Annotated in this window: 14 protein-coding genes; 6 read left to right on the top strand and 8 right to left on the bottom strand. The window is 37.4% G+C overall.

Features of this window, described 5'->3' with window-relative positions; genetic code table 11:
• Positions 1-3: 3 nt before the first annotated feature.
• Positions 4-261 (bottom strand): YeaC family protein, encoded by a 258-nt coding sequence (locus tag AC1MPL_RS10655; protein WP_479765923.1) that lies wholly within the window; start codon positions 259-261, stop codon positions 4-6.
• The gene (locus tag AC1MPL_RS10660; RefSeq protein ID WP_479765925.1) at positions 258-1169 is read right to left on the bottom strand and encodes an NAD(+) kinase; all 912 of its coding nucleotides are present in this window, start codon (positions 1167-1169) and stop codon (positions 258-260) included. The genes AC1MPL_RS10655 and AC1MPL_RS10660 overlap by 4 nt, the downstream gene beginning before the upstream one ends.
• Positions 1170-1358: 189 nt before the next feature.
• Between AC1MPL_RS10660 and mrcB the strand changes: the two genes are divergently transcribed.
• Positions 1359-3746 (top strand): penicillin-binding protein 1B, encoded by a 2388-nt coding sequence (mrcB, locus tag AC1MPL_RS10665; protein ID WP_479765926.1) that lies wholly within the window; start codon positions 1359-1361, stop codon positions 3744-3746.
• A gap of 16 nt (positions 3747-3762) precedes the next feature.
• On the top strand, positions 3763-4491 hold the full coding sequence (locus AC1MPL_RS10670; RefSeq protein ID WP_479765927.1) for a hypothetical protein: 729 nt from the start codon (positions 3763-3765) through the stop codon (positions 4489-4491).
• On the opposite strand, the gene AC1MPL_RS10675 is transcribed toward AC1MPL_RS10670, so the two are convergent.
• A complete protein-coding gene (locus AC1MPL_RS10675) occupies positions 4488-5375 on the bottom strand; it encodes an NUDIX domain-containing protein (RefSeq protein WP_479765928.1) in 888 nt (295 codons plus the stop codon). The two genes, AC1MPL_RS10670 and AC1MPL_RS10675, sit on opposite strands and share 4 nt — an antisense overlap.
• A 145-nt stretch (positions 5376-5520) precedes the next feature.
• On the opposite strand from AC1MPL_RS10675, the gene hemP reads away from it, so the two are divergent.
• Complete coding sequence (gene hemP, locus AC1MPL_RS10680; protein ID WP_023273815.1) at positions 5521-5691, top strand: hemin uptake protein HemP; 171 nt, start codon at positions 5521-5523, stop codon at positions 5689-5691.
• 85 nt (positions 5692-5776) lie between these two features.
• Here hemP and tfpB read toward each other — a convergent pair whose 3' ends face one another.
• On the bottom strand, positions 5777-7549 hold the full coding sequence (tfpB, locus tag AC1MPL_RS10685; protein ID WP_479765929.1) for a type IV pilus assembly ATPase TfpB: 1773 nt from the start codon (positions 7547-7549) through the stop codon (positions 5777-5779).
• Between the two features lie 166 nt (positions 7550-7715).
• Positions 7716-8435, bottom strand: a complete 720-nt coding sequence (gene tsaA, locus AC1MPL_RS10690) for a tRNA (N6-threonylcarbamoyladenosine(37)-N6)-methyltransferase TrmO (protein ID WP_479765930.1) — start codon at positions 8433-8435, stop codon at positions 7716-7718.
• A gap of 99 nt (positions 8436-8534) precedes the next feature.
• Here tsaA and AC1MPL_RS10695 point away from each other — a divergent pair, with 99 nt between their 5' ends.
• The 3 genes from AC1MPL_RS10695 (at position 8535) to nth (ending at position 10907) form a co-directional block, all read left to right on the top strand.
• A complete protein-coding gene (locus AC1MPL_RS10695; RefSeq protein ID WP_237410430.1) occupies positions 8535-9314 on the top strand; it encodes a ferredoxin--NADP reductase in 780 nt (259 codons plus the stop codon).
• Positions 9315-9447: 133 nt separating this feature from the next.
• Entirely contained in the window at positions 9448-10248 is an 801-nt protein-coding gene (locus AC1MPL_RS10700) for an RnfABCDGE type electron transport complex subunit B (protein ID WP_479765931.1), read from the top strand.
• The gene (gene nth, locus AC1MPL_RS10705) at positions 10245-10907 is read left to right on the top strand and encodes an endonuclease III (RefSeq protein ID WP_479765932.1); all 663 of its coding nucleotides are present in this window, start codon (positions 10245-10247) and stop codon (positions 10905-10907) included. The genes AC1MPL_RS10700 and nth overlap by 4 nt, the downstream gene beginning before the upstream one ends.
• 9 nt (positions 10908-10916) lie before the next feature.
• Here nth and AC1MPL_RS10710 read toward each other — a convergent pair whose 3' ends face one another.
• From AC1MPL_RS10710 to AC1MPL_RS10720, 3 genes are all read right to left on the bottom strand, one after another.
• A complete protein-coding gene (locus AC1MPL_RS10710; RefSeq protein ID WP_479765933.1) occupies positions 10917-11087 on the bottom strand; it encodes a hypothetical protein in 171 nt (56 codons plus the stop codon).
• A 65-nt stretch (positions 11088-11152) separates the two neighbouring features.
• The gene (adk, locus tag AC1MPL_RS10715; RefSeq protein WP_479765934.1) at positions 11153-11806 is read right to left on the bottom strand and encodes an adenylate kinase; all 654 of its coding nucleotides are present in this window, start codon (positions 11804-11806) and stop codon (positions 11153-11155) included.
• Positions 11807-11881: 75 nt separating this feature from the next.
• Entirely contained in the window at positions 11882-13198 is a 1317-nt protein-coding gene (locus AC1MPL_RS10720) for a hypothetical protein (protein ID WP_479765935.1), read from the bottom strand.
• Between the last annotated feature and the right edge of the window lie 240 nt (positions 13199-13438).

Raw genomic sequence — 13438 nt, forward strand, 5'->3', positions numbered from 1 at the left:
GTTTTAGGTAAACCGAATTGGTTGAGGAGATGTATCATCATTGCAAACATCTCCCTCTTTTTTCTTACCTTTATCTATATATCCCGTTCTTTCTTCTTCTGGTAAATGTGTATATTCCCAAGCCAATACAGCCTGCATACACGTTTCACGCTGCTCCTTTGAAAGTGCAACTCCATTAGGCCACTTACCTATTTCTACGGCTGTTTTTAGTCGCTGTACAATTTCAGGATCTAAAACAGATAACATATGCTCTATATTCATTCATCTTCCTGTTGTTGTAATGCTTCAAAATCTTGATTCCACCCTAACTTCGTACGACAAGCCATATAAAAGTCATAACCTGGTGGATGCAGCAAATTAAGTTTAAAAGGGTATTTACGTATATGTAATGATTCACCATCATTTAAAGAAACACTTGGCTGACCATCTGCACTGACCATTGGCATCCAGCGGGACTCTCTCGATGTAATTTTTATTTCGCTCTGATCACCAACAATAATAGGACGTGATGACAACGTATGAGGGTGCATTGGCACCAGAGAAATTGCTTCCATACTCGGGTGTATAATTGGCCCACCACCAGAAAGCGCATAAGCTGTTGAACCCGTTGGTGTAGCAATAATTAAACCATCACTATGTTGTCTATAAACAAAATGACCATCTATTTCAAGTTCGAAATCAATCATATGAACTGACTTACCTGAGTGCAACACAATATCATTTAACGCAATTGCCTTATATAACACCTGATCTTGTGCTCGAATTTCAAGCTCAAGTAAAAACCGCTTATCAAGTAAAAAGTTACCTTGTAATACTTGATCAAGCTTCGCAAGCACTTCAGATGGTTTAATATCGGTCAGAAAACCAAGACGCCCACGATTTACACCAACAACCGGCGTATTATATTTTACCAATGCACGTGCTGCGTGAAGTAATGAACCATCTCCACCCACAACAATAACCAAGTCTGCAACCTCACCCATCATTTTCCGACTAACCACTTGGCAATTTTGATAAGGCACAAGCGCTGCTGTTTCTTCATCGAAAATAGGATGCAGCCCAAGTGTCAGTAAATGATTATGAATTAGGCATAATGTATCTACTACAGCAGACTTATCTGGTCGGCCAATGAGTCCTATATTGCGAAACGACCTATGGGAGATTTTCACTAAATTCAGCACTCCATACAAGAATAGCTTTATAATATCATGCACACTCTATGAAAAATATGCTGTTATTTAGATGATTGAACACTGTTTTAACGCATATTTTTTGTATCGTTACAGCAATACTTATTGCAAAATGTGCAAAACATTCGCATGATTGTAGGGTTTGTTTTGGATAGCTTATCACTTTTTATGAAGTCACAACGTGGTCTTAGTTTTTTTCTAGTGATCTTTTTGATCCTAATTATTGCTGGTTGTATTGCCATTGGGTTTTACATTGTTCGTTTAGATAACGTTATACGTACAAAATTTGAGGGTCAACGTTGGGATATTCCTGCAAAAGTTTATGCACGTCCTTTAGAGATTTATAATCAAGCACCTGTAAGCGAAGTTAACCTTATTCAAGAGTTGAACATGCTTGGCTATCATAAAGCTGAGAACTATGAGCATCCTGGTTCATTTGTTCTAAAAGGAAATAATGTTTTAATTCACACACGTGGTTTCGACTTTGGTGACAATAGCACTGAACCCGAGCAAGTTCTTGACCTCAAATTTGCACAAGATCAAATTATTGATGTCAAAACAACTAAACCTAGCGAAACAGGCATGACACGTCTTGAACCATTACTAATTGGGGGAATTTATCCTCAACATAATGAAGACCGTGTACTTATTAAATTAAAAGATGTACCGCAACCGCTCATTGATGCACTTATATCTACAGAAGACCGTGATTTTTATAGCCATCATGGTATCTCTGTTCGTGGTACAGCACGCGCAATATTGAGTAACATTACAGGTGGGCGTAGACAAGGTGGCTCTACTCTTACACAACAGCTTGTAAAAAACTTTTTCTTATCTCCTGAGCAAACATATAAGCGTAAAATCAATGAAGCACTTATGGCAATTTTGCTTGAAATGCATTACAGCAAATCTGAGATTTTAGAAGCCTATCTAAACGAAGTTCATTTAGGTCAAAATGGTAACTATTCAATTAATGGTTACGGCCTTGCATCTCAGTTTTACTTTGGACTGCCATTACGTGAATTAAATATTGCTCAACAAGCTTTCTTAGTTGGTCTTGTTCAAGGTCCATCTTTATACAATCCATGGCGTAACCCTGAGCGTGCGAAAGAGAGACGCGATGTTGTACTCAATAATATGCTTACAACGGGTTATCTATCTCAACAACAATATGATAAAGAGATTACTAGACCACTTGGCGTCATCGAAAAGCCATCATTAGGCCCAACACGCTTCCCAGACTTTATGGACATTGTTCGTCGCCAACTACGTGCTGAATACCAAGACTCTGACTTAACAAATCAAGGACTTCGCATATTCACAACACTTGACCCAGTTGCACAAACTAATATTCAAAATGCCTTTAAAGACAGTATTGAAAACTTAACAAAACGTAACCCTCGTGCACTTAATGATTTACAAGGTGCAGTACTTATTCAACGACCAGATAATGGTGAATTAGTTGCTGCAGTCGGCTCCTCACAAGACTTTACAGGGTTTAACCGTACAATTGATGCCAAACGTCAAGTTGGTTCTTTACTTAAACCCGCAATTTATATTAATGCAATTGAGTCTGGCCGTTATAATTGGGCTACTTTAATCCCTGACACCTATATTAGTATTGGTTCAAATGGTAAGACATGGACACCTAAAAACTATGGTGGTGGCGAACATGGTATGGTACCTATGGTACAAGCTTTAGAACACTCTTATAACCTTGCTGCTGTACGCATGGGGCAAGAGTTTGGCGTTTCAGCTTTTACCAACAATTTACGCAAATTTGGTGTGACTAGCGATATTCCACCATATCCTTCAACTTTCTTGGGGGCAGTAAATATGTCACCAATGGAAGTATTAAGTATTTATGGTAATTTTGCGACAGGTGGCTTTAAATACCCAACTAAATCTATTCGTTCAGTTGTAGATCAGAATGGTAAAGTACTTGATCGTTATAGCTTAAACGTACAACAAACCATAGACCCTGCCGCAGCGTATGTTCTGAATTATGGTTTACAACAAGTCATGCACTCAGGTACAGGCCAAGCGGCTTATCGTAGTTTACCAAACAATCTTAATTTAGCAGGTAAGTCAGGTACAACAAACGATGCACGTGACTCATGGTTTGCAGGTTACTCAGGTAATTATGTTGCTGTTGTTTGGTTAGGGTTAGATAATAATAAAGTTATTGGTTTAACAGGTTCATCAGGCGCTCTTCCTGTTTGGACAAATGTAATGAAACAATTACATCAACAGCCTGTGAACTTGACACAGCCCGACGATGTACAATGGCAATGGATTGATGTTCCAACAGGTAATCTATCGGCTCAAGGTTGTAGCAATGCAATGTATATTCCTCTTTTAGCAGGTCATGTACCAACACAATCTACACCATGTGCAATGCCAAATCAGCCAATGCCTAATAACAATGTTTCATCACCAACAACATCACCAGATGACCCTTTAGAAAACTTAATTAATCAAACAACTGAAAGCCATCCTAATAATACTGCCCCAAGTACACCACCTCAGGTGATTTCTTCAGGCAGCTTTAATTAAGTTTGGGAGAATAATTATGAAAATTAAATTGCTAACGAGTAGCCTCATGCTACTTGGAATGGTTGGCTGTAGTCAGTTACCAAGTATTCATCACACACAACAGCCTATACGCTCTACTGTAGCGCCTAAAGTTGTGAGTGAGCAAATGACACCTACCAACCTACAACAACCTATCAATGGCGTAACTGTCACACCATATAATCCTGGCGAGATTAAGCAAGAATCTATGCCTATTCCACAGCCACAGCCACAGCCACAGCCACAGCCACAGCCACAGCCACAGCCACAGCCACAGCCACAGCCACAGCCACAGCCACAGCCACAGCCACAGCCACAGCCACAGCCACAGCAGGCTTCACCATCTAAACCGCAACTGCAACCACAACCGCAACAAGTAAGCAATACAATTACGATTAGCAATGCTCAACCGCCTGCTTTTCGTAACCTAATTAATCAATCTCAAATTGCTTACCAACAACAACAGCTAGATAAAGCTGAGCATCTTGCAACACTTGCTCAACGTATTGCACCACAAGCATCTGGCAGTTATGTCATGCTTTCTAGAATTGCACTACAGAAAAAACAGTTTTCTCAAGCACAATCACTATCTCAACGAGGTATGATTTTTGCTATCGATAAAACGACAAAGAAACAGTTTTGGCAAGTAATTTATAAATCCGCACAACAACAACAAAATGCTGATTTAATGAATAAGGCACTAACAGCTATAAATAATTTAAACTAAGGCACGGAAATACTTGCTACACCATAAGCCTGATAATCCTTCATGATTGTCAGGTCTTTAGGTGTCAATTCACCAAATGCAAATATCAATATATGACTTAATTGAGCAATACTTTTAAGTGCTCCCAAGCTCAGTTGCATAGCATCAATATGAGTATTTGTTATATTTACTGAGTTTAAAAAGGCAGCTTCACACCCTATTTTCTCTGCATACAAAACACTCTCTAAATCATGGCAAGTAGCTATATACCGACACCCTAAATGCAAGTCATTTGCTGTTAATTGCTTTAACTGGTGCTGTTCTATATGAATGGCTCCAAGCTCCCTCTGCTCATCTCTTGTTAAAGCATGTGCTAAATCTATATTCAAAATAAACTTAGATAAAAGCTCTTTATTCAACTGATTAGCTTGTTCTACAGCAATATTTTGCACATATAACATCGTATTTAAATTTAGTTTTTCTATATCTGAAATTTCTGTACTAATTTTAATATATGGCGACCATAGCATTCTTTGGATAATCGGATCATTTGCTTTCGGAAAATTAAGTGCTTCTAGCTCATAACGTGAATACCATTGCCAAGGATATTGAATTATTGGTAACAAATTATCAGATACATAGCTATAAAATAAAAATAAGCGAACAATCACATCATCATATTCATACCTGACTTCATCCCACTGAAACCACTTTTCAATATCAATCCCAACTTCTTCTTTCACTTCCCTACGACAAGCCTGAATTGCCGTTTCATTTTTTTCTATTTTTCCACCTGGGAACTCATTTTTATTACCCTGATGCTGTTCTTTATTTCGCCAACCAACTAAAACTTTACCATGTGAGAATAATAGCCCAATCGCAACATTAACTTCCTCTTTAGCCATATTAATTCTCTCCGCTATTTTATGTAAATTTTACATATTGTAACTGTTTCTAAGTTTTTTATGAAAAAGCACAAATTATAATTGACAGTATTATTCGATAATGATTATCATTTAAAACACTAGCCAACTCCACGGAGAAATAGAAATGAACGCACCGTTTAACTTATTTACTCGCAGTACAGAATCAAATCAAAACTTACCAATGCTTCACTCTAACAACTTATTTGCTTTAGGTCGTGAAATTCGCATTATGCATGCTGGGGAAGAATATCGTCTAAGACTAACTCGTAATAACCGTCTAATTTTAACAAAATAATAAGCTAATTTAACGAGTAGCGGATATAACGCGTGGAAAAACAGTAATTATATCAAACATATAATTACTGTTTTAAAATATAAATCTAGCTTAATGGCACAACTCGAAGTACTTCTTCTATAGAGGTTGTACCTAATAAAATTTGTCTTGCACCTGCGATACGCAGTGGTTCAACGCCTTCTTTTTTTGCCTGAGCTTTTACATCCGCCAACTTAGCACCATCGCTCACAAGCTGTTTTAGTACCAATGACATTGGCATAAACTCATACAAACCAACACGACCTTTATACCCTGTATGCCTACACTCCTCACACCCGACAGGTTCATAAAGTTTTTGGGGTATGGGTAAATCGTATCCTGCTGTCAGTTGCTCCCACTCTTGTTGGAAAACTGTCATCTCTTTCTTACAGTGACACAAACATCTTACAAGTCGTTGTGCAAGTACTCCTAACAGTGTTGCCGAGCTTAAAAAAGGTTGTACTCCCAAATCATGCAGACGTACTAAACTCGAAGGTGCATCATTTGTATGTAATGTTGAAAGTACCAAATGCCCTGTCAAAGCAGCTTGAATTGCCATATCAGCAGTATCTTTGTCTCGAATCTCACCAATCATAATAATATCTGGATCTTGACGCATTAATGCACGAATACCATCTGCAAAGCCTAAATCAATATTTGCATTGACTTGCATTTGATTAAAGCTATCTTCCTGCATTTCTATTGGGTCTTCAATGGTGCAAACATTCACATCATCTGTTGCCAATTTCTTTAGAGAAGAATATAACGTGGTCGTCTTACCTGATCCTGTTGGCCCTGTCACAAGAATAATTCCATGTGTATTACTGGTCAGTGTTGTCCAATCATTGAGTAGTTTTTCATTAAAACCTAGCTGCTTAAAATCTCTCACAAGTACTTCTGGATCAAATACACGTAAAACCATCTTCTCACCTAATGCCGTAGGTAAAGTTGAAAGTCTTAGTTCTGTTTCAACACCTCTTGGTGTTCGTGTTTTTAAACGACCATCTTGCGGTTTTCTTTTTTCTGCAACATTCATTCTTCCCAAAATCTTTATACGTGCAATCACGGCATTTAAAGTATTTGCAGGCATCTGATAAATCGTCGTTAAAACACCATCTATACGAAAACGCACTTTGCCTTTTTCTTTTCGAGGCTCTAAATGAATATCGCTGGCACCCTGCTCAAATGCAAATTGTAGAATCCAATCAACAAGCTTTACAATATGTTGATCATTCGCATCAGGGTTTTGAGTTTGCATATCTCCAATTTGAAGTAGAGATTCGACTGACTTATTGTCATTCTTCTTATTTTTTTCTGAAGAAAAAACTGCTCGACTTACCTGATAATATTCAATTAAATATCGCTGTAACTGATCAGGATTCACAAAGACACGGCGAATCTGTTTTGGCTTTACTATTTGCTCTAAGCTTTTTAGCCAATCTGTCATAAATGGCTGATCTGTACCAATAACAACCTCAGTATCACTTACATCTACGGCCAAAAGACGATTATGAACTGCAAACTCTTCAGACATAATCTTTGTTAGAGAATCAACATCTGATTTTAAAGGATCAATTGTGAATAACCCTACACCAGCTTTATTCGCCAACCACTGACCGAGTACAGTCAAATTAAGTTTTTGGTTTACATTTAACTTATTGGGAAGATTAAACTCAGCAATCCACTGCAACGGATGCAAACTCAGTTGCTCTCTTTTTCGATGTGTGGTTTGAATAAGTATTTTGTCTCTCTCACTCATTAAACCATCTTGCATTAAGTTCTCTAAGCACCATTGCAAGTCAATTAAATACGAAAAATTTGCTGATGACCGACTATACATAAAAAATCCCAATAATAAACCAAATTAAATATGTGCCTACGCTGCACTAAATTTTCAAATATGATGAAGTTAATATGCACATTAAGGCTTCCTACAGTGCCTTTCAAGACCGAAAACTATCAAAGTTAGCAAAATAAATTGAGATAAAATGCAATATATTTAAATTTTATGTGATTATATTCACAATATATACATAATCACAAATTACCTTAAAACGGATATCAAACATATCAAACTTCATGCCATAAATCCGTTGCTCATCATCTTGGTATGCAGGCCGAGGGTCTAAAGAAAGCACTTGCTCAATCGAAGCAATCATTTTGGGTGTCAGGTAATTTTCTCTTATGAATATCTCCTGCTGCTGTTTTGCGACACTTTCCCAAATTACAACTTTTCTAATAGGTTCATCCATTGCATAACCACTTAAAGCATCTGTGACTGCATCTGAGTAGACAATATATGGCTTAATATCTAAGATGGGTGTGCCATGCAGTAAATCACTTCCTTTTACATATAAGCGCACCGTATTTTTATATTTTTCTAATCGTACTCGTTTTACAACAGACATTCCTATTGGAGCAGGTCGATACATGCTTCTTGTTGCAAATATCCCTTTCTTCTCATTCCCCCCTAAACGAGGGGGTCTCACTTGAGGTCTAAATTTAGAAGAACTTGCCTGTTTATTTTCATGAAAATTCCAAAGTAACCACAAATGACTAAACTCTTCTATACCTTCAAAAGCTGAAAGATCATTATAAGGTGAAAAAAATTCAATATAACTTTCTACATCAACTAAATTAGGCTGACGTGGTATACCAAACTTTTCACGAAAAGGTGAATGCATTACGCCAATGACGGGGAATTGAATCAGATCAAAAACTTTCATCACTTTTTCTTATAAAGACAATTAAATATATTCAGTTTATCGGGATTAATTTTAGATTAAAATAGAAAGTGTTTTTAATATTCATAATTGGACCTTTAAATGGCTGCTTTTAACGTTGAACGTATTACCCACGTTCACCATTGGAATGACACATTATTTAGCTTTAAAACAACACGTGACCAAAGTTTGCGCTATAAGAATGGTCAGTTCGTCATGATTGGCTTACAGGTCAATGGCAAACCATTAATGCGTGCCTACTCTATTGCAAGTGCAAATTATGAAGAAGAACTTGAATTTTTCTCAATTAAGGTTGCAGACGGTCCACTCACTTCAATCTTACAAAAAGTACAAGTTGGTGATGAAATTCTTATTTCAAAAAAACCAACAGGTACACTTGTTCACGACGATCTATTGCCAGGTAAAAATCTATACCTCTTATCATCTGGTACAGGCTTAGCACCATTCTTATCAATTATTCGTGATCCTGAAACCTATGAACGCTTTGAAAAAGTAATTGTTGTTCATGGTACACGCTACGTAAGTGAACTTGCATACCAAGACCTTATCTTAAATGAACTACCAAACCATGAATTTTTCCAAGAGCTAGGTGTTCAAGAGAAACTCGTTTACTACCCAACTGTTACGCGTGAAGATTTCCATACCCAAGGTCGTGTAACAACAGCCATTGAAAGTGGTCAACTTTTTGAAAAAATTGGTTTACCTCGTTTTAACCGTGAAACTGACCGCGCAATGCTTTGTGGTAGCCCAGCATTCTTAAAAGATGTTGCAGCCTTACTTGACGAACACGGTTTAAAAGAATCGCCTCGTATGGGTGAAATGGGTGACTACGTTATTGAGCGCGCTTTTGTAGAAAAATAATATCACTGAATATAAATATAAAAAGCCGATGCACAGTCATCGGCTTTTTATCATACATATCTGTTAGAATGGCTTGTCCTGAGTGCTATTTTTCTGCACAATCCCCTGTTTTGCACATACATTAACGAGCCACATGAGTTTAAATTTCCCTCTCATCCAGCAAATTGATGCACTACTCCCTCAAACGCAATGCGGTTTATGCGGTCATCGTGATGGCTGTCTACCTTATGCTAAAGCGATTTCTGAAGGTGAAGCTGCAAATAAATGTATTCCTGGCGGACAACCTGTTGCAGATCAACTTGCAACATTACTCAGTCGCCCTAAGCTACAAGCAGAAGAAAGTATATGGCCAACTCAAAGTGATGGTCGTCCTCAACGAATGAAAGCTGTTATTCGTGAAGAAGAATGTATAGGTTGTACCAAATGTATCAGTGCATGTCCGGTTGATGCCATTGTAGGCAGTGGAAAGCTGATGCACACCATTTTTACAGACCTTTGCACAGGCTGTGAGTTATGTATTCCACCTTGTCCTGTAGACTGTATCGACCTTATTGAAGATACTAGCCCCATTCCACAACCCAAGGAACAAGTGCTACTACAAGAAAACCTTCGTACACGTTATTACTCTCATATTACACGGGAAGAGAAAAGAAATATTGCTAGACGAGGGCCTATAGTACGTGCAGAAATAGATACTTCTCTCTTTGCAGACTTTTCAAACCATGTAAACAACGTACCTAAAGTAGAAGTTTCTATTGAAGATCAGCCACAAAAAACTGAAATTAGTGCGAAAACAACTATTCAGCTTGCTCGTTTACGTACACAAATTAAAAAATTAGAAAAACAATTAAGTGTACGAGAAGATGAAAAAAAACGTAATCAATTACAGTTACTTGAAGCTGAATTGACCGAGTTACAAGGTGAGATTGCATGACTACAAAAAATATGACACGTAAACAGATAGAAATTTTCTTTACACGTTTACAAGCACAACGACCGCATCCTCAAACAGAGTTAAACTATTCCTCACCTTTTGAATTACTCATTGCAGTTATGCTTTCTGCACAGGCAACCGATGTCAGTGTAAATAAAGCGACAGATAAACTCTATCCTGTTGCTAACACACCAGAAAGTATTTATGCATTAGGTGTAGAAGGATTAAAAGTTTATATAAAAACCATTGGTTTATATAACTCAAAAGCAGAAAATGTTATTAAAACCTGTAAGATTCTTATTGATCAGCATCAAAGTGAAGTTCCCAATACACGTGTTGCACTTGAGGCACTTCCGGGCGTAGGTAGAAAAACAGCAAATGTTGTTTTAAATACAGCATTTGGTCAGCCCACTATGGCAGTTGATACACATATTTTTCGTTTGGGGAACCGTACAGGGCTTGCTATGGGTAAAAATGTACTTGAGGTTGAAAAACGACTCATAAAAGTCATTCCAAAAGAATTTATAGTAGATGCCCACCATTGGCTTATTTTACATGGGCGATACTGCTGTGTTGCACGAAAACCCAAATGCAGTGAATGTATAGTTTCAGATGTTTGTAACTGGCCCGATCGCTTTGAATTTGGTGCACTAAAATAAATTAATCGCTTATTTTATCTTATTCTTTTGTAGTTTTGGGTGTAACTGACGTGGTCGAGGTTGCTTAGGTCGTAGTGTATTTTCTTTTACAACATCACTCAGCATCTTTTTACTTTGCCATAATAGCCCAATTAATAAAATGAAGCTAAGACCAACCAAAGCAATTAGCGCAAATTTCATAATAGTTTCCTAATACAAAAAGACCTAGAATAGCTAGGTCTTTCCTCAACTTTTCAAAATAAAATTTATTTATCCAAGATGGTAAATAGCTCTTCTTGAACTTGCTCAATTGGACGTAAACCATCAAGCTTATTGTAAGTCGCAGCTTTTTCTGTTGCAGTTGCACGCGCTTGATAGAATCCAACAAGTTGTGCAGTTTCTGCATGGTACGCAGTTAAACGTTTGCGAATCGTTTCTTCTTGATCATCTTGACGCTGCACAAGGTCTTCACCTGTTACATCATCTTTCCCTTCCACTTTTGGTGGGTTGTATACAACATGATATACGCGACCAGAGGCAGGATGCTGACGACGACCAGACAGACGTTTTACAATTTCTTCGTCAGGAACAGTAATTTCGATAACATGGTCAATTTCAATGCCTTCGCTTTCTAGTGCTTCAGCTTGTGGAATCGTACGTGGAAAACCATCAAAAATACAACCATTTACACAGTCAGGTTGTGCAATACGCTCTTTAACTAAGCCTAGAATAAGTTCATCTGAAACTAAACCGCCAGATTCCATTACGCTTTTTGCCTTTAGGCCAAGTTCAGTTCCTTCACGAATTGCAGCACGGAGCATATCACCGGTTGAAATTTGTGGGATATCATAGCGCTTACAGATCAACTGAGCTTGTGTACCTTTACCTGCTCCAGGTGGTCCGAGTAAGATAATGCGCATCTAATAAATCCTCATTTAACAAAAAATTGACCAAATCAACATACTTTATAAAAATTAAAAATAGATGATTTTGTCTTATAAAAAAGCAACAAAAAGATGTATTGTACCAGCAATAAAACCAGTTACCCCTCCCAACACGATTAAAATCCATTCATCTTCTTTAAATGCTGGACGTAATAAATTTTGAAACTCGTGCGGTGTAAGATCACGAATACGATCTCGAAACATTTTAAATATCTTACGTGCGCGACTTGCATTAAATGCAGGATCACAAACAGGCACCATCGTAATTTCTATTGAGCGGTCAATCAAGTCTGTTTTTAACTTTGCATACTCTTTTGGCCCTAATGATAGCTGTAAAGTTGTACGAACTAACGGTGTATCCATAATTGGGTTAATATATTTCTTTACAATTTGACGTGTTTTCTCTTTTTTATCGCCATACATCATTTCCATCATAATCGTTTTTAAAGTAATAAGCTCTTCTGTTACCACTTTTGCAAACACATCTGAAACTTCTTCTTGGCGCTTCATAAATGCACCTTGAATGTTATAAGTACCTATTCTTGGTACAACAGGCACGAGCCATGGAAATTGATGGTTTGTAGTACGTCTAAAAAATTGTGGATAGCGAACATAATGTGGATAAATTGGATTAAAAACCATCCAAATTGCAATCCAATTGGTCAGTAATCCCCAAATAGATGCCCAAAACGGTACTGTCCAATGCCAAGGCACAATAAACCAAACCAGCATTTGGATAAAACCAAAACAACACCCAATAAGGGCGCTAATATGCCAAATAAAATTTATTTCTTTCGACCCTACTTTTAAAAACATAGTCACCATTAAACGGCGGTCATTTTCCATCTGATGTACAACCATATCTCTCATGTCTACAAGAGACTCGACATGTGAGGTTAAATCAATCACCAAATCATGTAATACCGTTGGTAACTGTTTATGTGCATGCTCATAAATACGGCGTTTAATAGAGTAAGGTAAATTTTCCCATAATACAGCATTACGGTCATGCATCACTTCATCTATCAGATTCTCAAGTTGTGCATCCACCTGATTCCCAATAATATTTGCCATTTCATCGGGATCCATTGCATCTAAAAACTCACCCAATGAACCAATTTTTTTTAATGTATTGTCTGTAATAATTCCTGAAATTCGTCCAGCCTTACGTGGCACAATGCCTTGCCAACCTATAGGCAAACGTCCAATATGGAAACCAAAAAAATGTATTGGATAAAACACCATACGTAGTGCCATCCACACATGTGCCCATGTTACAAAAGCAGTCACAGGGATAATACTTAGCACCGCCAAATGGTCTGGACGAAGCAAAAATAGTTGCCACAAATGACTAAAATACTCAAACATGAAACACTCTCTAGTTATTTACATGAAATATAATAAATTTTATACCGTGTTAGCACTACCTAGAAACCAATCTAAAGGTGGCATACAAGCAAGAAATCGGAAGCCTAAAAAATTATTTTTATGCACCTTGATATATTAACATGCTAAAAGCACTGAGTCGCAAAGATAAAAATTAAAAGATATACGAAAGTATGTATTTATCATATAGGAATACTTTTAACCCAATAGAATTAAACAAGT

The sequence above is a fragment of the Acinetobacter sp. N1-1 genome (assembly GCF_056711485.1).

What these genes read in the sequence shown, in the direction of transcription:
- AC1MPL_RS10670 (WP_479765927.1), top strand. Translation starts at nt 3,763, where the DNA reads ATGAAAATTAAATTGCTAACGAGTAGCCTCATGCTACTTGGAATGGTT.
- AC1MPL_RS10675 (WP_479765928.1), bottom strand. Translation starts at nt 5,375, where the DNA reads ATGGCTAAAGAGGAAGTTAATGTTGCGATTGGGCTATTATTCTCACAT.
- AC1MPL_RS10655 (WP_479765923.1), bottom strand. Translation starts at nt 261, where the DNA reads ATGAATATAGAGCATATGTTATCTGTTTTAGATCCTGAAATTGTACAG.
- AC1MPL_RS10700 (WP_479765931.1), top strand. Translation starts at nt 9,448, where the DNA reads ATGAGTTTAAATTTCCCTCTCATCCAGCAAATTGATGCACTACTCCCT.
- mrcB (WP_479765926.1), top strand. Translation starts at nt 1,359, where the DNA reads ATGAAGTCACAACGTGGTCTTAGTTTTTTTCTAGTGATCTTTTTGATC.
- AC1MPL_RS10720 (WP_479765935.1), bottom strand. Translation starts at nt 13,198, where the DNA reads ATGTTTGAGTATTTTAGTCATTTGTGGCAACTATTTTTGCTTCGTCCA.
- nth (WP_479765932.1), top strand. Translation starts at nt 10,245, where the DNA reads ATGACTACAAAAAATATGACACGTAAACAGATAGAAATTTTCTTTACA.
- AC1MPL_RS10695 (WP_237410430.1), top strand. Translation starts at nt 8,535, where the DNA reads ATGGCTGCTTTTAACGTTGAACGTATTACCCACGTTCACCATTGGAAT.
- AC1MPL_RS10710 (WP_479765933.1), bottom strand. Translation starts at nt 11,087, where the DNA reads ATGAAATTTGCGCTAATTGCTTTGGTTGGTCTTAGCTTCATTTTATTA.
- tsaA (WP_479765930.1), bottom strand. Translation starts at nt 8,435, where the DNA reads ATGAAAGTTTTTGATCTGATTCAATTCCCCGTCATTGGCGTAATGCAT.
- adk (WP_479765934.1), bottom strand. Translation starts at nt 11,806, where the DNA reads ATGCGCATTATCTTACTCGGACCACCTGGAGCAGGTAAAGGTACACAA.
- hemP (WP_023273815.1), top strand. Translation starts at nt 5,521, where the DNA reads ATGAACGCACCGTTTAACTTATTTACTCGCAGTACAGAATCAAATCAA.
- tfpB (WP_479765929.1), bottom strand. Translation starts at nt 7,549, where the DNA reads ATGTATAGTCGGTCATCAGCAAATTTTTCGTATTTAATTGACTTGCAA.